This window comes from Marinactinospora endophytica, assembly GCF_054780875.1.
This window is the reverse complement of the sequence record NZ_BAAGVM010000004.1, coordinates 1-21,049: the sequence shown is the minus strand read 5'-3', so window position 1 is coordinate 21,049 and position 21,049 is coordinate 1. Positions and strand designations below refer to the sequence as shown.

Genomic DNA, 21,049 nt, shown 5'->3' with positions numbered 1-21,049 from the left:
ACGCCCGGGCCCGCGTCCGGATAACCTCGTCCGAGTGAGTAACTGGGGATTTCCACGATGACGCTCGTCGAAACCACCACCGGTGAACGGCTGAGGAGCCTGCGGGCCTGGCAGCGTGAGGCGTTCGAGGAGTACTTCCGCCGCGAACCACGTGACTTCCTCGCGGTCGCCACGCCCGGCGCGGGCAAGACCACGTTCGCCCTGACGCTGGCCAGCGAGCTGCTCGCGCGGCACACGGTGCGCTCGATCACCGTGGTGTGCCCCACCGAGCACCTGAAGAAGCAGTGGGCGGACGCGGCGGCCAGGTTCGGTATCGCGCTGGACCCGGAGTTCAAGAACGGCCAGGGGGCGCTGGGCAAGCAGTTCATCGGCGCGGCCGTCACCTACGCGCAGGTCGCCGCGCATCCGATGCTGCACCGCAATCGGACCGAGGCGCGCCGCACCCTCGTCATCTTCGACGAGGTCCACCACGCGGGCGACGCCCTGTCGTGGGGGGACGCGGTGCGCGAGGCGTTCGATCCGGCGGCGCGCCGGTTGTCGCTGACCGGTACGCCGTTCAGGTCCGACGTCAACCCCATCCCCTTCGTCGACTACGTCCAGGACCACAACGGGGTCCGGCGCTGCTCCTGGGACTACAGCTACGGCTACGCCCCCGCGCTGGCCGACGGCGTCGTGCGCCCGGTCATCTTCATGGCCTACTCGGGCGAGATGCGCTGGCGGACCAAGGCCGGCGACGAGCTCGCCGCGCGCCTGGGCGAGCCGCTCACCCCTGACGCCATGTCCCAGGCGTGGCGGGCCGCGCTGGACCCCAAGGGCGACTGGATCAAGAAGGTGCTGGCGGCGGCCGACCGCCGTCTCACCGAGGTCCGCAACTCCACCCCCGACGCCGGTGGGCTGGTCATCGCCACCGACCACGAGAACGCGCGCGCCTACGCGCGCATCCTGCGCCAGATCACCGGGCGCGGCGCGACCGTGGTCCTCTCCGACGACCCCACCGCCAGCAAGAAGATCAAGCAGTTCGCCGCCTCCGACGACCGTTGGATGATCGCGGTGCGCATGGTCTCGGAGGGGGTGGACGTGCCCCGGCTGATGGTCGGCGTCTACGCGACCTCCACCAGCACCCCCCTGTTCTTCGCCCAGGCGATCGGCCGTTTCGTGCGGGTCCGCCGCCGGGGCGAGATCGCCTCGGTGTTCCTGCCCTCGGTGCCGTCGCTGCTGGAGTACGCCAGCGAGATGGAGCGCGAGCGCGACCACGCGCTGGACCGGCCGATCAAGGAGGGCGACTTCAACCCCGAGCAGGATCTGGTCGACGAGGCCCGCAAGCGCCGCGACTCCCCTGACGCGGGCGAGGAGCTGCCGTTCGAGACGATGGAGGCCTCGGCCGAGTTCGACCGCGCCCTCTACGACGGCGGCGAGTTCGGCGGCGGTGCGCCGGGGTCGCCGGAGGAGGAGGACTTCCTCGGCCTGCCCGGGCTGCTGGAGCCGGACCAGGTCGCCCAGCTGCTGCGCAAGCGCAAGGCCGAGCAGCGGGCGGGGGAGCGCAAGGCGGCGAAGGCGGCGGAGGAGAGCGGTCCGCCGGTCCATGAGGTGATCGCCGAGCTGCGCAGGGAGCTCAACACCCTCGTCGGCGCCTGGCACCACCGCACCGGTCAGCCGCACGGCGTGATCCACACCGAGCTGCGCCGCGCTTGCGGGGGGCCGCCGATCGCCCAGGCGTCGCCGGAACAGATTCGCCAACGGATCGCCAAACTCCGTTCCTGGGCCACCGGAGGACGCTAGTCTCACCTAGTGTGACCGAATCGATCCGTTCCGTTGTCGAGTGTCCTTGCCCGTCCCGGGGCGGGCGGTGAGCCCCACGAGCACCGCCCCGGGATCCGGCGGCCCGGGGCGTCCCTGGAGGCCGTGGCGGGCCATGAAGCCGCAATACCGAGCAAACAATCCGCAATGCCGACGTGCCGCTTCCGTCCGTTCTGTCACTGGATGCATACATTTCGACAGTATGGACAACGGTGAAAAAAGGCATGGCCGGCCCAGCATGGGCGTGTGGAGCGGACTGATCGTCGGTGCTGCCGCGCTGGCGGGTGTGGTCGTCCTCTCGGCGGCCCAGACCCCCCAGGACGGTCAGGGGCGTCGTGACGGCCCCGCGGCCCCCCGAACCGCCGCCGCGGCCGCCGAGGTCTGCGAACCGGGGCAGAACCCCGGCCACAGCGCGGCGCGGCTCGCCGAGCCCGGCGCCCACGACCCCAGCGCGCTGACCCCCGCCGAGGCCGCCGAACTCGATCAGATGCTCCGCAGGGTGCCACTGCACCAGTCCGCCCCGAGCGCGCAGCAGCCCCAGACGATCCCGGTCGTCGTGCACGTCATCTCCAGCCGCACCGGTACCGGTGACCTCGGCCAGGCGACCATCGACGAGCAGATCGCGGTCATGAACAAGGGCTTCAGCGGCGGATACGGCGGGGCCGACACCGGCTTCCGCTTCGAACTGCGCGAGGTCACCCGCACCCGCAACGACACCTGGTTCAGCGGTTTCCCCCAGCGCGAGGACACGATCAAGGGGCAGTTGCGCAAGGGGGGGCCCGAGACGCTCAACCTCTACATCGTGAACATGGACGACGGGGTGCTCGGCCGCTCCACCTTCCCGCAGAACTACGCGGACGCCCCCGACCGCGACGGCGTCGTCATCGACTACCGCACCGTGCCGGGGGGCGGCCGTGAGAAGTTCGACCTCGGCTACACCGCCACCCACGAGACGGGACACTGGCTGGGGTTGTTCCACACCTTCCAGAACGGTTGCGACTCCCCGGGCGACTACGTCGACGACACGCCCTACGAGCGGGAGCAGTCCGCGGGCTGTCCGGAGGGCCGCGACACCTGCTCCTCGGCCGGCGAGGACCCCATCCACAACTTCATGAACTACAGCGACGACGCCTGCCTTCGGGAGTTCACCGAGGGACAGGCCCAGCGCATGGCCCAAAGCTGGGCGGCGTTTCGCGCCTGAGCGAGGCCCCGTGGGGCGGCGGCCGGCGACCCGGGCCGCCGCCCCACGCGCGTCCGCTCCGGCGGCCGGGTGCCGTGCCCCGGACCGGCGGCGCCGCCACGCGCGGCCCGCCGCAGGTGAACACGGGGGGAGGAACGGCTCCCGATAAGCTGGGGCACATGGCAGCGACCCACACCTACCTCACCGGGATCCAGACTTCGGGCGAACCGCACATCGGCAACTACGTCGGGGCCATCAAGCCGGCGTTGGCCGCCGCCGAGTCCTCCGACACGCTGTACTTCCTCGCCGACTACCACGCGCTCAACTCGGTCAAGGACCCCGCCAAGCTCCGGCACAGCATCCGGTCGGTCGCCGCCACCTGGCTCGCCTGCGGACTCGATCCCGAGCGCACCGTGCTCTACCGCCAGTCGAGCGTCCCCGAGGTGTTCGAACTGGCCACCATCCTGTCCAGTATCACCAGCAAGGGCCTGATGAACCGCGCCCACGCCTACAAGGCGGCGCGCGACCGCAACGCGGCGGCCGGGAACGAGGACCTCGACGCCGGGGTCAACATGGGGCTGTTCAACTACCCCATCCTCATGGCCGCCGACATCCTCATCATGGCGGCCGACCGCGTCCCGGTCGGCCGGGACCAGGTCCAGCACATCGAGTACACGGCCGACATCGCGGGGACGTTCAACCACCTCTACGGCGAGTCCTACACCTTCCCGATCCCCGAGGGCGTCTACCCCGAGGGTGAGGCCAGCATCCTGCCGGGCGTCGACGGCCGCAAGATGAGCAAGTCCTACGACAACCACATCCCGCTGTTCCTGCCCGAGAACAAGCTGAAGAAGCTGGTCCGGCGCATCCCCACCGACTCCACGCCGGTCGAGGACCCCAAGGACCCCGACACCTCGGTCGTCTTCCAGCTCCTCGCGCAGTTCGCCGACGCCGAGCGGACCGCGGCCATCCGCAAGCGCCTGGAGGCCGGCGGCATGGGGTGGGGCGAGTTGAAGAACGAGCTGTTCGAGGTGCTCAACGCCGAACTGACCCCTCTGCGCGAACGCTACGAGGCGCTCATGCACCCCGACAGCGAGCTCGACGCGATCCTGGCGGCCGGCGCGGTGCGCGCCCGCGAACGCGCCCGGGGCGTGCTCTCCCGGGTCCGCGCGGCCGTCGGCATCGACTGACCACGGACCGGCGGTGACCGCCCCGGCGAACGGGGCGGTCACCACCGTGGATCAGTGACCGATCGGGGTGCCCTCCAACGTCACACCCGCCTCGCGCATCCCTTCCAGCGCCGTCTCCACGGTCCGCGGGTCCACCCCGGCCGTCAGATCGAGCAGCACCCGCGTGGCGAAGCCCTCGCGCGCCGCGTCCAGCGCGGTGGCGCGCACGCAGTGGTCGGTGGCGATCCCCACCACGTCCACCGCGGTGACCCCGCGCTCCCGCAGCCAGTCGGCCAGCGCGGTACCGTCCTCGGCGCTGCCCTCGAAGCCGCTGTAGGCGGCGCTGTAGCGGCCCTTGTCGAACACCTCGGCCACCGACGTGGTGTCCAGGCGCGGGTGGAAGTCCGCGCCGGGCGTCCCCGCGACACAGTGCGGCGGCCACGAGTCGACGAAGTCGGGTTCGTCGGAGAAGTGCGCGCCCGGGTCGATGTGGTGGTCGCGCGTCGCGACGACGTGGGCGTAGTCGCCGCCGCGGGCCTCGATGAACGCCGACACCGCCGACGCCACGTCGGCGCCGCCGGTGACGGCGAGGCTGCCTCCCTCGCAGAAGTCGTTCTGGACGTCGACGACGATCAGTGCTCTCATGGCTTCCTCCACCTGTCAGACCCGCACGCGCTGTTCGAAGACCGTCGGAATGGCGGGCTCGCCCCGGGACATCTGCTGTGCGGTCACCGGAAGCTCCCGGACCGCGCGCGCGTGCCGTTCCCGGGCGGCCTGCAGCGGCTCGCGGCCGACGATCTCACCGCGCTCCACGAGCTTGCGCAGCATGGGCCGCTCCAACGGGCCGAGGTCGGGCTCGTGGTCGTAGACGACCTCGGCGGTGGCCACGCCGTCGTCGTCGAAGCGGCGGACCCCCCACTTGCGTCCGCCCCGGCTCGGCTTGCCCACCGAGCGCTTGGCGACCGGGAACAGGGGGGCGTCGGGTCCCTCCTCGCTGGCGCGCGCCACGAGCTTGTAGACGAGGGAGGCGGTGGGCGTGCCCGAGCCCGTCACCAGGGAGGTGCCCACGCCGTAGCCGTCCACCGGCGCGATCGCGAGGGCCTGGATGGAGTACTCGTCGAGGTCGCCGGTGACGACGATGCGGGTGTCGGTGGCCCCGGCGCCGTTCAACTGCTCGCGCACCCGCGTCGCGAGGACGCCCAGGTCGCCGGAGTCGATGCGGACGCCGCCGAGGTCGGTGCCGGCCAGCTCGATGCCGGTCCTGACCGCGCGGGCCACGTCATAGGTGTCGACGAGCAGGGTCGTCCCGGTGCCGAGCGCCTCCAGCTGCGCGGTGAAGGCGTGCCGCTCGCTGTCGTGCAACAGGGTGAAGGCGTGGGCGCTGGTCCCCGTGGTCGGCACGCCGTGGCGCCGTCCGGCCTCCAGGTTGGAGGAGGCCGCGAACCCGCAGATGTAGGCGACGCGGGCGGCGGCGACGGCGGCCATCTCGTGGGTGCGGCGGGACCCCATCTCGATGAGGGGACGCCCGCCCGCGGCGGTCACCATGCGCGAGGCCGCCGAGGCGATCGCGCAGTCGTGGTTGTAGATGGACAGGGCCACGGTCTCCAGCAGGACGGCCTCGGCGAACGTCCCCTCGACGACGAGGATCGGGGAACCGGGGAAGTAGCACTCGCCTTCGGCGTAGCCCCAGATGTCGCCGGTGAAGCGGTAGTTGGCGAGCCACTCCAGGGTGGGATCGTCCACGATCCCGGCCCGCGACAGGTAGTCCAGCGTCGCCTCGTCGAAGCGGAAACGTTCGAGCGCGTCGAGGAAGCGGTCGGTGCCGGCGACCACACCGTAACGGCGGGTCTCGGGAAGCCGCCGCGCGAACATCTCGAACACCGTCCGACGGTGTGCGGCGCCGCTGCGCAGCGAGCCTTGCAGCATCGTCAGCTCGTAGTGATCGGTGAGCAGGGCGCTGCTCCAGGGGTCGGTCATGGGACCCAAGCCTAGTTTGTGTCTTCCGGGAACAAAATCGGGACCGGGGGACCTCTCGGATGCCCCGACCCACCGGGGGCGGATGGAACAATACGAAGGGAAGTCCGCCCCGGGCCACTACCCGGCGGGACGATGGACGAACGGGAAAGGTGAGAAGGTGATGCGTCCATGACGACGGCGCCGGTCGAGCTGGAACGGCCGGAGACCGGGGAGGACGTACGGCCCGACATCCCATGGGTGACGATCGTGTGGAACGATCCGATCAACCTGATGTCCTATGTCACCTACGTCTTCCAGACGGTCTTCGGTTATCCCAAGAGCAAGGCTCACAAACTGATGCTGGACGTCCACCACAAGGGACGGGCCGTCGTCTCCAGCGGGACCCGTGAGGAGATGGAGCGCGACGTCTCCATCCTGCACGGCTACGGGCTGTGGGCGACCCTCCAGCAGGACGAGTAACGGACGGGGCAGCGCACATGACCATGGGATTCCGCCCGGCGCCCGGCGGCGCGGCCATCTCCCTCGACCCCGACGAGGCCGCCGTCCTGCGCTCGATGGCGGCGATGCTGCTGGGCCTGATCGAGGAACCGCGGGCCGACGACGAGTTCGCCAGGATCGTCGGCATCGGCTCCGAGACCGAACCCCCGAAGGACCCGGTCCTGGCCCGGCTGCTGCCCGACGCCTACACCGGTGACGCCGAGGCGGCCGGGGAGTTCCGTCGCTACACCGAGGACGACCTGCGCCGGCACAAGCGGGACAACGCCCAGGCCCTCGTCGACTCGTTGCCCGAGGCGGGCGGCGAGGTCGTGCTCGACCTCGCCGGCGGCCACGCCTGGCTCAAGGCGCTCAACGACGTCCGGCTGGCCCTGGGCACCCGCCTGGGGGTGGAGGAGGAGACCTACGAGGCCTATCTGAGGGGCCAGGCCGAACCCGCGGACGAGGCCAGCGCGGCGGCGCTGCACGTCTACGAGTGGCTCGGGGCGCTCCAGGACTCGCTGGTCCACGCGTTGAGCGGGGGCGACGACGGCGGCCCCGACGGGGACGCCTTCTGAGCGGCCGGCCCCTTCCGGACGGATCCGCCGCGCGGGACCCGGGCCGCCACGCCCCTCCGCGCGGCGGGCGCGAAGGAGCCGCCCTCCGCGCGGTCTCTCCGCCCCGGAGGGCGGACACCGTGGCGACGGGGCCCGGGCGCGGTGTCCGGACCCTGCCGACCCGGCGCCTGACGAGGGCGGGGACGCCCGGCCCGCGTGACAACCGCCACCCCGGGGATCGCATACCCAGCCAGTGGGTAGGGATAGCGCGTCGGATACGCTGAGTGCCATGCTGAGGATTGATCGCTCGATCTACGATCTGATCGTCGCCCACGCCCGCCGCGACCATCCTGACGAGGCGTGCGGCGTGGTGGCCGGTCCCGCGGGGACCGACCGTCCGGAGCGATTCATCGAGATGGTCAACGCCGAACGCTCGCCGACCTTCTACCGCTTCGACTCCCTCGAACAGCTCAAGGTCTGGCGCGAGATGGACGACCGCGACGAGGAGCCGGTGGTCATCTACCACTCCCACACCGCGACCGAGGCCTATCCCTCGCGCACCGACATCTCCTACGCCTCCGAGCCGAACGCCCACTACGTCCTGGTCTCCACCCGCGACCCCGAGACCGTGGAGTTCCGTTCCTACCGCATCGTGGACGGCGAGGTCACCGAAGAGCCCGTCGAGATCGTCGACGCCGCCTAGAGCGGTGGCCAAGGGCGGAATCAGCGCCCGCCGGCACGTGTTGGAGATCTACGCGACGGGCCGTTCGTACGCGCACGCCCGCGCGAGCAATGACGACCCACCGAAACTTCCTACGGAGAGACACCCCATGGCCATCGAGGTCCGCATTCCCACCATCCTGCGCAACCTCACCGGCGGCGAGAAGGCCGTCGAGGGCTCCGGCGCCACCCTCGCCGAGCTCATCTCCGACCTCGACGCCAACCACCCCGGTCTGGCCGAGCGTCTCGTCGAGGACGGCAAGCTGCGCCGCTTCGTCAACGTCTACCTCAACGACGAGGACGTGCGCTTCCTCGGCGGCCTGGAGAGCAAGGTCAGCGACGGGGACACCGTCACGGTCCTGCCGGCCGTCGCCGGCGGCATGCGCTAGCCGTCATGCGATTCGACTCCCTTCTCGACTCCCTCGGCGGCACCCCGCTGGTGGGGCTGCCGCGGCTCTCGCCGTCCCCCGACGTCCGGCTGTGGGCCAAGCTCGAGGACCGCAACCCCACCGGCTCGATCAAGGACCGCGCCGCGTTCTACATGATCGAGCAGGCGGAGAAGGACGGCCTCCTCACCCCGGGGTGCACGATCCTGGAGCCGACCTCCGGCAACACCGGCATCTCGCTGGCCATGGTCGCCCGGCAACGCGGATACCGCATGGTCTGCGTCATGCCTGAGAACACCTCAGCCGAGCGGACCCAGCTGCTGCGGATGTGGGGCGCCCAGATCCACTACTCGCCGGCCGAGGGGGGCTCCAACGAGGCCGTGCGCGTCGCCAAGCGGATGGCCGAGGAACACCCTGACTGGGTGATGCTCTACCAGTACGGCAACCCGGCCAACGCCCGCGCGCACTACGAGACGACCGGTCCCGAACTGCTCGCCGACCTGCCCGAGATCACCCACTTCGTGGCCGGCCTGGGCACCACCGGGACGCTCATGGGGGTGGGGCGCTACCTGCGTGAGCACAGACCGGACGTGCGCATCGTCGCGGCCGAGCCCCGCTACGGGGAACTCGTCTATGGTCTGCGCAACCTCGACGAGGGCTTCGTCCCCGAGCTCTACGACGACTCGGTGCTGACCACGCGGTTCTCGGTCCCCTCCGACGCCGCGCTCAAGCGCACCCGCGAACTCCTCCAGGAGGGCATCTTCGCGGGCATCTCCACGGGTGGGGCGCTGCACGCGGCCCTGGGGATGGCGGCCAAGGCCGTCAAGGCCGGCGAACGCGCCGACATCGCCTTCGTCGTCGCCGACGCCGGTTGGAAGTACCTGTCCACCGGGGCCTACGAGGGCACGCTCGAAGAGGCCGAACAGCGCCTCGACGGCCAGCTCTGGGCCTGATAGCGATCCCCGGCGCGGCCGGGAGACGGGGCCGCACCGGACCAGTCCGGTGCGGCCCCTTTCGCGTCCGAGGCCACGGGGGGAGAACCATTCCCTTCCGGTACGGTCACCACCACCCGGCCGGGTGGTGGCACCGTCATGGCCGCCCCGGCAGCGCCCGGCGTAGCTTGCCGGGCATGTCGAACAGAACATCCATCCCCCGCGTCCGGGTGCTGGTCGCGGGAGCCGCGGCAGGACTCCTGCTCGCCTGCGCCGCGCCCGCCACCGCGGCGCAGGCCGACGGCGAGCCAGCCTCCGGCGGTCTGATCCCGACCCTGCCCGAGCCCACCGGCCGGCACACGGTGGGAGTCACCGAACTCCACCTCGTCCAGCAGGGACGCCCCGACCCATGGCTGCCCGACCGCGACCGGGAGCTGATGGTCGGGATCTGGTACCCGGCCAAAGCGGACCGGGAGGCGCGACCCGCCCCCTACATGCCCGAGGGCACCGCCGAGATCCTCGGCGCCGAGTTCACCGCGACGCTCGGCCTGGATCCGGAGGCCATCGACTACGGCGCCATCACCTCGGCGGGGCTGAGCGGGGCCCCGGCCGACACCCGTTCCGGCCCGCGCCCGGTCGTCCTCTTCTCGCCCGGCGGCGGGGTCTCGCGCACGCTGGGCACCGCCCTGGTGCAGGAGCTGGCCTCCCACGGCTACGTCGTCGTCACCGTCGACCACACCGGCGAGGCCCCCGTGCAGTTCCCCGGGGGCAGGGTGGAGACCTCACGGCTCGACGACATGCCGGAGGACAACCCCTACCTGGCGATGACGGACGCGCGGGTGGACGACGTCCGCTTCGTCCTGGACCAGCTGGAGGAGATCGCCTCGGGGGACAACCCCGACGCGCAGGGACGGGCGCTTCCGCGCGGCCTCGCCCGGGTGCTGGACCTGTCCCGGATCGGCGCGTTCGGGCACTCGGCGGGCGGGGCCACCTCGATCCACGCCATGGCCGAGGACGACCAGATCGACGCCGCGGTCGACATGGACGGTTCCGTCGTCCTCGGCAGGAACGAGGCGGAACGCGAGGCCTTCCGGGAGCGCTTCCCCGCCTCCACCGAGGGGGTGACCCGCCCCTTCATGTTCATGGGCGCCGCCCAGGAGGAGATCCCCGAGGAGGGCGGGGAACCGGTCGTCCACCCCAACACCCACGTGACGTTCGAGGACTGGGGCCGGTTGTGGGAGAACTCGCCCGGCTGGAAACGTGACCTGAACTTCCCCGAGGCGCGGCACTTCACCTTCACCGACCACCTCCTCTTCCTGCCGCGGATCCAGTCGGAACTCGGGCTGCCCCCCGAGGTGGTCGCCTCCGTCATCGGGCCCCTGCCCGACCCCGGACGCGCCTACGCCTCCCAGCACACCTACCTGAGGGCGTTCTTCGACCTGCACCTGCGCGGCCTGGCACGCCCCGTCCTCGACGGGGAGTCGCCGCACCACCCCGACGTGCGTTTCGTCCCCTGACACGGCGGCGGCGCGGCGCCCCGCCACGGGGACGCCGCGCCGCGGCGCCCGCGGTCAGGACTTCCCGGCCGGCCTCGTCCACGACACCGCTGTCGAGCACGGCCTGACCGTACAGGACGGTTCCCACCTCGATGTGGGAGGTCGCGGTGATCTGCAGCCGGCGCTCCCCGAGGTGGTCGAACGTCTCGGGGGCGAAGATCCACTCCACGCGCTCGCCCTCGCCGGCGTCCCCGTGGGCGATCGCGACACCGGGGCGTCCCGCCGTGTCCTCGACCCCCTCCACCACCATCGCGCCGGGCAGCAGGGCCGCCGCGCGGTACACCGCCGCCTCCAGGGCCGGCGGCAGCGGTTGGCCGTCCTCCGGCAACAGCGCCATCGCGGTGAACGCCCGGTGGTCGTCGTCCCGCCCGCGCCCCTCGGCCGGTCGCCGGTCGCGGATGTGCGCCAGTAACGCCTCGGGTTCGGTGGGCAGTCCGGCCTGGACCGCGTACAGGTCGGTCCAGGACCCGTCGATCTGTTCGACGGTCCACTCCGCGCCGTTCTCCCGGGCCGGTCCACGCGCGCCGGTGGACTCCTGGGCGACCCAGACCTCGAACTCGTTGGGGCCCGACGTCCCCATGGGGCCCTCCCCCCACTCGACCTGTTCCCCGATGGGGACCAGGCCGGTGGCCATGCTCCTGGCATAGAGGAAGTCGTCCGCGTCCACCTCGGGCGCGGGACGGGATTGCGCGGCCAGGGCCGCGCGTTCCAACAGCTCGGCCGCTCCTTCAGTGTCCCCTGGCCGCACCTCCACGACCACGGGCGCGGTCGTCTCGGGGATGGGCAGGTCGCGAGCCGTGGCGCCGGTGACGGCGACCAGGCCCACGGCCGCGGTCGTGACCACGCCCGCGCTCGTGATGGCCACCACGGCCGGCAGGGGGCGGCGGTACCAGGGTCGGCGCTGGATGGCGGGACGGGGGGTCTCGGTGTCGTTCACGGTGTTCATGGTCACTCCTTGTGGGGCTGGGGTGGGAGAAGCGGGGGAGAGGCGGGGAACAGGATCGGGGCGGGGGCTCACCGTGGGGCCCGTTCGTCGGGGAGCGCGCGCAGGTCCTCCACCACGGTCCGCGACAGCACGGCGACGCTGGAGGTGACCGTGCCGGCCGGGACGCCCTCACGTGTCTCCCTGGTCTGCACGGTGCGCTCACCGAGATAGGCGAAGGACGCCGGATCGAAGATCCACTCGACGCGCTCGCCACTGGCCTCGTCGGTGCGAGCCACCGCCACGCCGGCGCGCCCGGTCAGGTCCTCGGCCTCCTCGACCACGACCACGCCGGGGATGCGGGCGGCCGCTCGGTACAGGGCGGCGCCGAGGTCCGGGGGCGGCAGGGTCTCGGCCAGCAGTCCTCCGATCGTCGAGAACGCCCGCTGGTCGGCGTTGCCCCCCGCCCCCCGCCCGTCGGCGTAGACCATCTCCAGCAGCGCCTCGGGGTCGGTGGGCAGGGTGGTGAGGAAGTCGTGGCTGGGATCTTGGAGGTCGGCGTCCCCCGTCCCCTCCAGGGGCAGGCCCTCGGCCGGCTCCTCGCCCTCCTCCACGAGCAGGCCGCGCCGGCCGTCCGGCGAGGTCCACACCTGGCGCAGGCGCGGCCGGTCGGAGTGGATCTGGGTGGTGTAGGGGCTGGTGTCGGTGTCCACCACCACCTGGAGCGAGGACACCAGGCTCTCGACGTAGACGAATTGGTCGGGCTCCACCCGGACCTCGTCCCCCGCTGCGGCCAGGGCGATGTCGTCGAGCAGGGCCGGCGCCCCCGAGGGGTCGCCCTCGGCCACCGGCACCACGGTGGCCGGAACCAGGTCGGGCTCGTCGGCGCCGGGGACGGCCAGGCCCACCGCCACCGCGAGCGCCACCGAGGCGGCGACGGGCAGCAGGAACGGTCGGGGCAGGTGTCGGCGTCCTCTCCGCCGCGCCGTGGCGCGGCGGTCGGCCCGGATCGCCTCCAGCAGGAGTTCGCGGTGGGCGAGGTGGTGTCCGGGCGGAAGGTCCCGTTCCGCGGGCACCTCCGGCAACGGTAGGGCGCCGCTGTCATCGGCCCGCCCGGGAACGGGCGGAAGGGAGCTCATCGGTCGGCCTCCTTGTCGAACGGGGACGCGGGAGCGCGTCGCACCTCTACCTGTCCGCCGCGGCGCGCGGGTTCCCGCTTGAGGCCACCGGGGTCGTCGGCGACGAGCCGTTGCAACTTGGCCCGGGCGCGCGACAGGCGTGAACGGACGGTTCCCACCGGGAGGCCCAGCGCCTCCGCGGCGGAGGCGTAGTCCAGTCCGGCCCATACGCACAGTGAGATGACCTCGCGCTCGGCGCGCCGTAGACGTCCCATCGCCGCGTGGACGGCCCGCAGCCGCTCGACGTCGTCCAGCCGCCCGGCGGAGTCGTCGGAGAAGTCGGGCACCACGAAGTCGTCCGGGGACAACCGGGCCAGGGCCGCCCTGCGGCGGCGCGCGCCCCGGGTGAAGTTGCGCGCCGTGTTGGTCGCGATCCCCAGCAGCCAGGGCAGCAGGGAGCCGCCCTCGGCGTCGACGCGCCCGCGCAGCCGCCAGGCCTCCAGGAAGGTCATCGCCATGATCTCCTCGGCCGTCGACCAGTCCGCGGTCAGCCGGAAGCCGTGGTTGTACACGGCGCGCGCGTGCTCGTCGAAGAGCTGTGCGAAGGCGTCGGGGTCGCCCGCGCGGACGCGCTCTCGTATCTCGGTGGTCACCTGATCAAGCTGTCCGTCGCGGGGAACGGGTTCCCGTGACCCGGGTCACTCCCGGGAGCGGGACCCTGCCTGGAATTACTGGAACGGGATTCGGTTCAATGGCCCCATGACGCGATTCGATTCCGCCACCGCGGTCACCAGGACCGGCGATGGCCACTACACCGCGGAGCTCGACCCCGGCTACCTCATCGGCTCCGCCCTCAACGGGGGCTACCTCATGGCGGTGCTCCAGCGCGCGGCGCTGGCCGAGTCCGCCCATCCGCACGCGGTCTCCTCCTCCTATCACTTCCTGCGTCCCGGCGCCCCCGGGCCGGCCGACATCGAACTCGCCGTCCGCAAGACCGGGCGCACCGTCACCACCGTCCAGGTCACCCTGAGCCAGGCCGGCAAGGAGCTGGTCACCGGTCTCGTCGCCACCGCCACGCTCGACCCCGCCGCCACGCCGCGCCACGAGACCGCGCGCGCCGACATCCCGCCCATCGAGCGGTGCCACCGCTTCGACCCCCGGGCGGACCGCTCCGCCGACATGGGCTTCCCCGACCGCGTCGACCAGTTCTACGCGCCCCGGACCTACGCCGCGCTGAGCGGATCCGACCCCGCGGCCGAACCCGAGATCACCGGTCACCTCGCGCCCAGCGAAGCCGACGGGGGCGCGGTCGAGGACCCCTCCCTCTTCCTACCGCTCGCGGTGGACGCGCTGCCCCCCGTCGTCACGGTGCTGGACTCCTGGCGCTGGGCTCCCACCGTGGAGCTCACCTGGCACATGCGAGCCGTCCCCGAACCCGGACCGTTGGCCTTCCGCTCCCGCGCCGACCTGGTCAGCGACGGCTGGTTCGACGAGACCGTGGACCTGTGGGACGTGAAGGGAAGGCTCGTCGCACAGAGCCGGCAGCTCGCCCGGATCGGACGCTGAAATACCGTCCTGAAATGGGATAAGTCGGTGAGATGCATCCTGTGAAAGCGTCACATGTGATATCCACCGCGTGAGACGCGGGCCACATTTGGTACCACCGCGGCGGTCATTGGGGTACACCCGTAAGACGGAGACGTCCCGGTCCGCGCAACACCCCGGTCGTCTTCGCGGAGGCATCTCACCGAAAAGGCTTTGCGACGTGCGACTCACCATCATCGGCTCATCTGGGAGCTTTCCCGGGCCCGACAGCCCCGCGTCCTGTTACCTCGTGGAGGCCGGCGGCTTCCGTCTGCTGCTGGACATGGGCAACGGCGCGCTCGGCGCCCTCCAGAGGTACGTCGACATCTACAGTATCGACGCCGTCTACCTCAGCCACCTGCACGCCGACCACTGTTTCGACCTGTGCTCCTACTGGGTGGCCCGCACCTACCCGGTCAGCGGCCGCAAGCCGCGCATCCCCGTGTTCGGCCCGACCGGCGTGGCCGACCGTATGGCCGAGGCCTACGGCCTGGACCCCGACCCCGGCATGCGCGAGACGTTCGACTTCGTCGAACTGACCCCCGGCAGGCGCGAGATCGGCCCGTTCACCGCGCACGTCGACCTCGTCAACCACCCCGTCGAGGCGTTCGGCATCCGGCTGGAGCACGAGGGCGCCTCGCTCACCTACTCCGGTGACACCGGCACCTGCGACTCCCTGGTGCGGCTCGCCCGCGATACCGACCTGTTCCTGTGCGAGGCCTCCTTCCACGACCACGAGGAGCACCCCGAGGACATGCACCTCACCGGCAGCGAGGCCGGGGAGATCGCCGGCCTGGCCGGCGCGCGCAAACTCGTCCTCACCCACCTCGTCCCGTGGAATGACGATCGCAGGACACTGGCCGAAGCCCGGACCACCTACCGGGGACCGATCGAACTCGCCCGGGGCGGAACCGTCTACGAGATCACCCGCCCCGGTCTGCGCGGGGCGCAGATCGCGACCGTCGGCTGAGCGCCGGACCGCGCCTCCGGCCACCACGGGGCGACACCGAGGGGCCGGCGGCGGGGCTCACCCTCCGGAGGGCTCCCCACCGGAGGGCGGCGGCTCCACCGCGGCACCGTCGGCCCCGGCGAGCACCTCGTCGGCCGTGGCCACCGCGACATCGAGCAGGTCGCCGTCGCCGATCCGCTCGGAGTTGTCGGTCAGGGTCACCAGCAGCCCCGGCAGGTGCAGGGAGACCCCGGAGAAGACCTCGCCGGTACGCCACTGCCCGATCCCGCCGAGTCCGGAGACCTCCGGTGTCGTGAAGAAGGACGGATCGCCCGACGTCTCCGCTGGAACGTGGCCCGGGTAGTCCACGAGGCTCCCGCCGGGGGCATAGGTCACCATCACGACCTCGCTCCAGTCCTCGGCGCTGAAGCCCGCCCATGAACACTCCAGCCGGGAGTCCGTCCGCACCTCCTCGAACTCCGGCTCGGCGAGCCGGTCGGCGAACTCGCCCATCTGCTCCTTGAGACCGGCGGCCTCGCAGGAGTCGGGCAACGGCAGCGGCTCCACCGGCTCGGCGCCCTCCAGCTCGGTGGGGCTGGGGACCGGGAGCACCCCCGAGGCCACGGGTTGCGGACTCGTCGACGCCGACGGCTCCACCGCCGCGGCCTCACCGTTGCGCGCGCCACACCCGGTCGCCGCGACGAGCGCGATCACCGCGGTCCCGGCCGTGATCCGATGGGAGGTCGAGGCTGTGGACTCCAGGGGCATGCTGACCGTCTCCGTGCTCGGCGGGTGGCGTCCCGTGATCGGGCAGGGGCGCCGCCCGTGAGACGTCGGTACACGGGCGACGACACCCATCGTTTCATCTCTTCAGAGACGCTCGGACCACACCTCAGGGAAGGTCCTGTGCCGCGGCCAGCACGATCTCCTCCAGCCGGCCCTGGCCCAGCTCCATCCCCACGGAGTTCGCGGTGACGCTCACCCCCGGCAGGTACAGCACCGCGCTGCGGCCCACCGACCCCAGGTCGAGGTAGTGGAGTTTGCCGCCCAGCGCCGCGGACTCGGCGGTGGTGTACACGCCCATCGACGCCTCGGCCGCGGGGTCGGCCCCCTCCGGGTCGGCGTAGGTCTCGCCGCTTTGGAACTGCACGAACAGATAGCGCCCGGAATCGGCCGCACCCCACCGGCAGGCCAGTACCGACCCCTCGGCGGTCTCGCCGAAGGGCAGCCCCGCGGTGTGGGCGGCGACGGCCGCCTCGGCATGGCTGCCCACGCACGTCGCGGGCAACCCCTCGGCCAATGGCGCGACACTCGGCGGCGCCGACGCCGCGGAGGGCGACACCGAGGGGGAGGGGGCGGGAGCCGGTTCCTGCGCCGCGGAACTCCCGCCGCAGGCCGTGGTCAGCGCGACCAGCGCCGTGGCGGCGGCCAGCGCCGCGGGTCGGGGGAGGCGGGGAGTGTGCGAGACCGTCGTCATGTGGATCCTCGTCGGGACCGGGAACGGGAGGACCGCCCGTCTGCGTCGGCGCGGAACGGCAGGGACGGCGGCTCCATCGTGACAGCTCCCCGGACCGGCCGGGGCCCGTTCCGCGCGAACGGCGCGGGCCCCGGACGCGCGGATCAGCGCAGTTGCCCGGCCGCCGCGATGACGATGGCCTCCAGCTCCGCCGTCTCCAGCGGGGTGAAGACCGACACGGCGGTGATCACCGGACCGTCGGGAAGGTGCAGCGAGACGGTGCTGCCGCCCAGGTCCTCCACCTGCACCTTCTGCAGGACGCCGCCCAGTTCCTCGACCTCCGGGAGGGTGTAGACCTCGTCGCCGTCGACCACGCCCTCGATCTCCGCGAGGTTCGGACCGCTCGAGGTGTAGTCGACGCCGATGGTGGACATCTCACCGCTGCCCAGGTCCACGCCGACCCACAGGCAGGACAGCTGTCCCTCGGCGCCCTGCTCCTCGAAGATCATGTCGTCGGTGATGTGAGCGGCGACGGCCGTCTCGGTACCGGCCTGCTCGCAGTCGGCGGGTACCGCGATCGGCCCGGCCGCCGCTTCCTGCTCCTCGGCGGGGGTCGCCTCGGCGCTCTCCTCCGTGGCGGCCGGGCTCTCCTGCGCGGGGGCGGGCTCGGGAGCGGCGCCGCAACCGGTCAGCACGGCACCCGCGGCAAGGACGAACCCGCCCGCGAGCAGTCGGGAGAGGAGGGGGGACGAAGGGGAGAGGCTCACATGTGCTCTTTCGATGAAGGGGACCGCTATAGATCGGGTCCCGGAAGTGGGGCGAGGCGATTCTCGCCGCCGAGTACGACAAATACGGCATTCAGCCCAATGAGGACAAGCTTTTTTGGATAACCGCAGTACTCTCCGAGCGCGCACACCCGTGCGTGGCCCCCGATAGGCTTCGGGACATGGCTCGACCCGACGGACGCGCTCCGAACGAACTCCGGCCCGTGACGATCACCCGCAACTGGCTCCGCCACGCCGAGGGCTCCGCCCTCATCGAATTCGGCGACACCCGCGTCCTCTGCGCGGCCAGCGTCGAGGATGGCGTGCCACGCTGGAAGAGGGGGACCGGGGAGGGCTGGGTCACCGCCGAGTACGCGATGCTGCCGCGCTCCACCGACACCCGCGGCGCCCGCGAGTCGGTCAAGGGCAAGATCGGCGGACGCACCCACGAGATCTCCCGGCTCATCGGCCGCTCCCTGCGCGCCGTCATCGACTTCAAGGCCATGGGAGAGCACACGATCACCCTCGACTGCGACGTCCTCCAGGCCGACGGCGGCACCCGCACCGCCGCCATCACGGGCGCCTACGTCGCGCTCGCCGACGCGGTCAAGTACCTGCGTAAACACCGCAACCTGAAGAACAACCCGCTCACCGGGTCGGTGGCGGCCGTCAGCGTCGGGGTGGTCCAGGGGCGTCCCCGCCTCGACCTCAACTACCTCGAGGACTCCGTCGCCCAGACCGACATGAACGTGGTCGTCACCGGCGACGGCCGCTTCATCGAGGTCCAGGGCACCGCCGAGGGCGCCCCCTTCGACCGGGCCGAGCTCGACACCCTCCTCGATCTCGCGGTCGCCGGCTGCGCCGAACTGACCACCCTCCAGAAGAAGGCCCTCGCCGGATGAGCGCCACCACCATCGTCCTGGCCACGCACAACGCGAAGAAGGTCCCCGAGATGCGGGCCATCCTGGCCGCGGCCGGGCTGAACATCGACGTGGTGGGGCTCGACCTGCATCCGGACGCCCCCGACGTCGCCGAGACCGAGAACACCTTCAGCGGCAACGCCCTGCTCAAGGCGCGGGCCGTCGCCGCCCACACGGGACTGCCCGCGGTCGCCGACGACTCCGGGCTGCGCGTCGACGAGCTCAACGGCATGCCCGGGGTCCTCTCCGCGCGCTGGTCCGGCAGCTTCGGCGCGGCCACCGGGGACAAGGACGCCGCCAATCTCCGTCTCCTCCTCGACCAGCTCGCCGACACCCCGGCCGAACGCCGCGGCGCCCAGTTCGTCTCGGCCGCCGCCGTCGTCCTGCCGAGCGGCGAGGAGCACGTCGTCGAGGGGGTCCTCGCCGGCCACCTCACCACCGAGCCCCGCGGTGCCAACGGCTTCGGCTACGACCCGATCTTCGTCCCCGACGGCGAGACGCGGACCACGGCGGAGCTCAGCCCCGAGGAGAAGAACGCAATCAGCCACCGCGGCATCGCCTTCCGAGCCCTCGCCGCCTGGCTGCGCGACCACCTGTGACACGCCCCGGGGTCCCGCCCCTGCCCGGTCGGCGCGGGCGGGACCCCGGGGTCCGGCGGGGCGGGGATCAGCCGCCCTGCACCGTCGACCACAGTTCGTTCGCGCACAGCACGATGAACAGCAGCCCGGCGATGACCAGGCCGACGTTGCTCACCCAGCCGTTGCGCCACTCCCGCGGCGTCCGCGACGAGTTCAGCAGCCACAGCAGCGTCAGCGCCAGGAACGGCATGAAGAACGAGCCGAGCACCCCGTAGACGATGACCAGCTGGAACGGCTTGCCCAGCAGCAACAGCAGCATCGGCGGGAAGGTCAGCCACAGCAGGTAGGCCCGGAACTCCCAGCTCCGCTCGCGCTCCTCCACCGGCCGGTTCACCTTTCCGCGCAGGTGACCGACGAAGTCGGCGAACAGCAGGCTGACCCCGTGCCACACGCCCAGCACCGAGGTGAAGGCCGCGGCGAAGAAGCCGACGAGGAACACCACCGAGACGGTCCGGCCGAACCGGTCCTCCAGCACCACCGACAGGTCCAGCAGCCCTCGATCGCCCTCGTTCAACGCGATGTTGCTGGAGTACAGCAGCTCCGCGCCGACGATCAGCGTCGCGATGACGAAGAGCCCGGTCATGACGTAGGCGACCCGGTTGTCCCAGCGCATCACCCGCATCCACGTGGCGTCGCGCCATCCCTTGGCGTTCACCCAGTACCCGTAGGCCGCCATCGTGATCGTGCCGCCCACGCCGCCGAGCAGGCTCAGCGTGTAGAAGGTGGACCCCTCGGGCAGGGTCGGGACCAGGCCGGTGAGCACCTCCCCCAGGTTGGGGGTGACGACGATCGCGAGCCCCACTACGGTCACGAACATCAGGCCCACGAGGACCGTCATGACCTTCTCGAAGACCGCGTAGTTGTTGAACCAGACGAACAGCAGGCCGGCCACGCCGACGATCATCGCCCAGCCCCACACGGGGAGCACGGGGAACAGGGCGTTGAGCGGAAGCGCCGTCGCCGACATCGCGGTGGCGCCGTAGACGAAGCCCCAGATGACGATGTAGGGGGCGAAGTAGACGTGGGTCCAGCGGCCGATGTCGGTCCAGCCGTCGAAGATGGTGCGGCCGGTCGCCAGGTGCCACCGTCCCGTCGCCTCCGCGAGGGAGATCTTCACCAGGCAGCCGATGATCGTCGCCCACAAGAGGGTGTAGCCGAAACGTTCGCCGGCCATCAGGGTCGCCACGAGGTCGCCGGTACCGACCCCCGTGGCGGCCACGACGATGCCGGGCCCGATGAGCTTCCAGCTCGCCTTCCGTTGTTCGGTGAGAGCCACGCCCGCCCTTTCTCAAGTCCGAAATGGTGGCAGAAGCGTAGATCGATGATCGTTCGCAGCGGTGGGTGCGCGATCAGTCTTCTCTGGATTGATATGACCGGCCTCACTCCGCCGGCAGGAGACGAGGCGGAGGGTGAGGGGGAGGGCCGTGCCCGCGTCGAGGGGCACCGAGGGAGATCTCCCCAAGGTGGCCGAGAGCGGTTTGAGGCACCGGTGGCATGGGGTAGTGTTCTCCGAGTCGCCTCCTCGTGGCCGTCGGGCCACGGCGGGGTGAAGGACTCCTGAAAGATCCGGTTGAAGCAGTGTCTTCCCTCGGGTACAGTAGGGAGGCCGAGGATCTCGGGAAGCGGACATCTGTCTGGATGGCCGTCCGGATCCGTCTTCACGGGACGCCGCGATCGCCTCGGCGATCGCCCCCTCTTCCGAAAACACGATTTCCGATGAGATCGATTTGTCGTCGGTCTTGTCGGGTGTTGAGTCGTCGCATCCTTCCTTTTGGTGAAGGATCGCCTCGGCGGGAAAAGGGGGTCCTTTTCGGGGTTGTTGAGTTCGGAATCGCCGGTTTGGCGGGGTCGGAACGCCCTGATAAAGTGAAGACACAACGGAACGCGGGACCCGGACACACTCCGGAAAACGCGAACCGATTCCCGGTTTCATCAGGGAAACCCGGAAAG

At 71.3% G+C, this 21,049-nt stretch carries 21 protein-coding genes and 1 pseudogene; 13 read left to right on the top strand and 9 right to left on the bottom strand.

The annotated features are described in order from the left end of the window. Positions 1 to 57: 57 nt before the first annotated feature. The 3 genes from ACYVHU_RS09045 (at position 58) to ACYVHU_RS09035 (ending at position 4,167) form a co-directional block, all read left to right on the top strand. Positions 58 to 1,779, top strand: a complete 1,722-nt coding sequence (locus tag ACYVHU_RS09045) for a DEAD/DEAH box helicase (protein ID WP_078761418.1) — start codon at positions 58 to 60, stop codon at positions 1,777 to 1,779. Positions 1,780 to 1,999: 220 nt separating this feature from the next. Further along, positions 2,000 to 2,998 (top strand): zinc metalloprotease, encoded by a 999-nt coding sequence (locus tag ACYVHU_RS09040; RefSeq protein ID WP_235000902.1) that lies wholly within the window; start codon positions 2,000 to 2,002, stop codon positions 2,996 to 2,998. Between the two features lie 158 nt (positions 2,999 to 3,156). Further along, a complete protein-coding gene (locus ACYVHU_RS09035; RefSeq protein WP_078761416.1) occupies positions 3,157 to 4,167 on the top strand; it encodes a tryptophan--tRNA ligase in 1,011 nt (336 codons plus the stop codon). A gap of 51 nt (positions 4,168 to 4,218) precedes the next feature. Here ACYVHU_RS09035 and ACYVHU_RS09030 read toward each other — a convergent pair whose 3' ends face one another. Continuing rightward, positions 4,219 to 4,791 carry a nicotinamidase gene (locus ACYVHU_RS09030; RefSeq protein ID WP_078761415.1) on the bottom strand — a complete coding sequence of 191 codons (573 nt, stop codon included), beginning with the start codon at positions 4,789 to 4,791 and terminating at the stop codon, positions 4,219 to 4,221. Positions 4,792 to 4,806: 15 nt separating this feature from the next. After that, the gene (locus ACYVHU_RS09025; protein WP_078761414.1) at positions 4,807 to 6,123 is read right to left on the bottom strand and encodes a nicotinate phosphoribosyltransferase; all 1,317 of its coding nucleotides are present in this window, start codon (positions 6,121 to 6,123) and stop codon (positions 4,807 to 4,809) included. A 168-nt stretch (positions 6,124 to 6,291) separates the two neighbouring features. Here ACYVHU_RS09025 and clpS point away from each other — a divergent pair, with 168 nt between their 5' ends. From clpS to ACYVHU_RS08995, 6 genes are all read left to right on the top strand, one after another. Further along, positions 6,292 to 6,582, top strand: a complete 291-nt coding sequence (gene clpS, locus ACYVHU_RS09020) for an ATP-dependent Clp protease adapter ClpS (protein WP_078761413.1) — start codon at positions 6,292 to 6,294, stop codon at positions 6,580 to 6,582. A 17-nt stretch (positions 6,583 to 6,599) separates the two neighbouring features. Beyond that, entirely contained in the window at positions 6,600 to 7,175 is a 576-nt protein-coding gene (locus ACYVHU_RS09015) for a DUF2017 domain-containing protein (RefSeq protein ID WP_078761412.1), read from the top strand. Between the two features lie 268 nt (positions 7,176 to 7,443). Beyond that, positions 7,444 to 7,857, top strand: coding sequence for a M67 family metallopeptidase (locus ACYVHU_RS09010; protein ID WP_078761411.1), 414 nt, complete (start codon positions 7,444 to 7,446; stop codon positions 7,855 to 7,857). Positions 7,858 to 7,984: 127 nt separating this feature from the next. After that, entirely contained in the window at positions 7,985 to 8,263 is a 279-nt protein-coding gene (locus ACYVHU_RS09005; protein WP_498948099.1) for a MoaD/ThiS family protein, read from the top strand. 5 nt (positions 8,264 to 8,268) lie between these two features. After that, positions 8,269 to 9,213: a PLP-dependent cysteine synthase family protein gene (locus ACYVHU_RS09000; protein WP_078761409.1), complete on the top strand. Its 945-nt coding sequence runs from the start codon at positions 8,269 to 8,271 to the stop codon at positions 9,211 to 9,213. Between the two features lie 176 nt (positions 9,214 to 9,389). Continuing rightward, complete coding sequence (locus ACYVHU_RS08995) at positions 9,390 to 10,709, top strand: alpha/beta hydrolase family protein (protein ID WP_498948097.1); 1,320 nt, start codon at positions 9,390 to 9,392, stop codon at positions 10,707 to 10,709. Between the two features lie 175 nt (positions 10,710 to 10,884). On the opposite strand, the pseudogene ACYVHU_RS08990 reads toward ACYVHU_RS08995, so the two are convergent. From ACYVHU_RS08990 to ACYVHU_RS08980, 3 genes and pseudogenes are all read right to left on the bottom strand, one after another. Next, positions 10,885 to 11,694 (bottom strand): annotated as a pseudogene (locus tag ACYVHU_RS08990) (CU044_5270 family protein); the annotation flags it as partial. 68 nt (positions 11,695 to 11,762) lie between these two features. Next, the gene (locus tag ACYVHU_RS08985) at positions 11,763 to 12,809 is read right to left on the bottom strand and encodes a CU044_5270 family protein (protein ID WP_078761406.1); all 1,047 of its coding nucleotides are present in this window, start codon (positions 12,807 to 12,809) and stop codon (positions 11,763 to 11,765) included. Beyond that, a complete protein-coding gene (locus ACYVHU_RS08980; protein WP_078761405.1) occupies positions 12,806 to 13,441 on the bottom strand; it encodes an RNA polymerase sigma factor in 636 nt (211 codons plus the stop codon). Before ACYVHU_RS08980 ends, ACYVHU_RS08985 begins: the two co-directional genes overlap by 4 nt. Positions 13,442 to 13,547: 106 nt before the next feature. Here ACYVHU_RS08980 and ACYVHU_RS08975 point away from each other — a divergent pair, with 106 nt between their 5' ends. Further along, complete coding sequence (locus tag ACYVHU_RS08975) at positions 13,548 to 14,354, top strand: thioesterase family protein (protein ID WP_498948094.1); 807 nt, start codon at positions 13,548 to 13,550, stop codon at positions 14,352 to 14,354. A gap of 199 nt (positions 14,355 to 14,553) precedes the next feature. After that, a complete protein-coding gene (locus tag ACYVHU_RS08970; protein WP_078761403.1) occupies positions 14,554 to 15,342 on the top strand; it encodes an MBL fold metallo-hydrolase in 789 nt (262 codons plus the stop codon). A 57-nt stretch (positions 15,343 to 15,399) separates the two neighbouring features. On the opposite strand, the gene ACYVHU_RS08965 is transcribed toward ACYVHU_RS08970, so the two are convergent. The 3 genes from ACYVHU_RS08965 to ACYVHU_RS08955 form a co-directional block, all read right to left on the bottom strand. Continuing rightward, positions 15,400 to 16,089: a hypothetical protein gene (locus ACYVHU_RS08965; protein WP_498948091.1), complete on the bottom strand. Its 690-nt coding sequence runs from the start codon at positions 16,087 to 16,089 to the stop codon at positions 15,400 to 15,402. A gap of 124 nt (positions 16,090 to 16,213) precedes the next feature. Then, positions 16,214 to 16,798: a hypothetical protein gene (locus ACYVHU_RS08960; RefSeq protein WP_078761401.1), complete on the bottom strand. Its 585-nt coding sequence runs from the start codon at positions 16,796 to 16,798 to the stop codon at positions 16,214 to 16,216. Between the two features lie 143 nt (positions 16,799 to 16,941). After that, positions 16,942 to 17,544: a hypothetical protein gene (locus ACYVHU_RS08955; RefSeq protein WP_498948090.1), complete on the bottom strand. Its 603-nt coding sequence runs from the start codon at positions 17,542 to 17,544 to the stop codon at positions 16,942 to 16,944. Positions 17,545 to 17,765: 221 nt separating this feature from the next. Between ACYVHU_RS08955 and rph the strand changes: the two genes are divergently transcribed. After that, positions 17,766 to 18,443 carry a ribonuclease PH gene (rph, locus tag ACYVHU_RS08950; protein ID WP_394330050.1) on the top strand — a complete coding sequence of 226 codons (678 nt, stop codon included), beginning with the start codon at positions 17,766 to 17,768 and terminating at the stop codon, positions 18,441 to 18,443. Continuing rightward, entirely contained in the window at positions 18,440 to 19,060 is a 621-nt protein-coding gene (gene rdgB / locus ACYVHU_RS08945; protein ID WP_078761398.1) for an RdgB/HAM1 family non-canonical purine NTP pyrophosphatase, read from the top strand. Before rph ends, rdgB begins: the two co-directional genes overlap by 4 nt. Positions 19,061 to 19,127: 67 nt before the next feature. Here rdgB and ACYVHU_RS08940 read toward each other — a convergent pair whose 3' ends face one another. Continuing rightward, positions 19,128 to 20,375, bottom strand: a complete 1,248-nt coding sequence (locus ACYVHU_RS08940) for an Nramp family divalent metal transporter (protein ID WP_200813603.1) — start codon at positions 20,373 to 20,375, stop codon at positions 19,128 to 19,130. Positions 20,376 to 21,049: the final 674 nt, after the last annotated feature.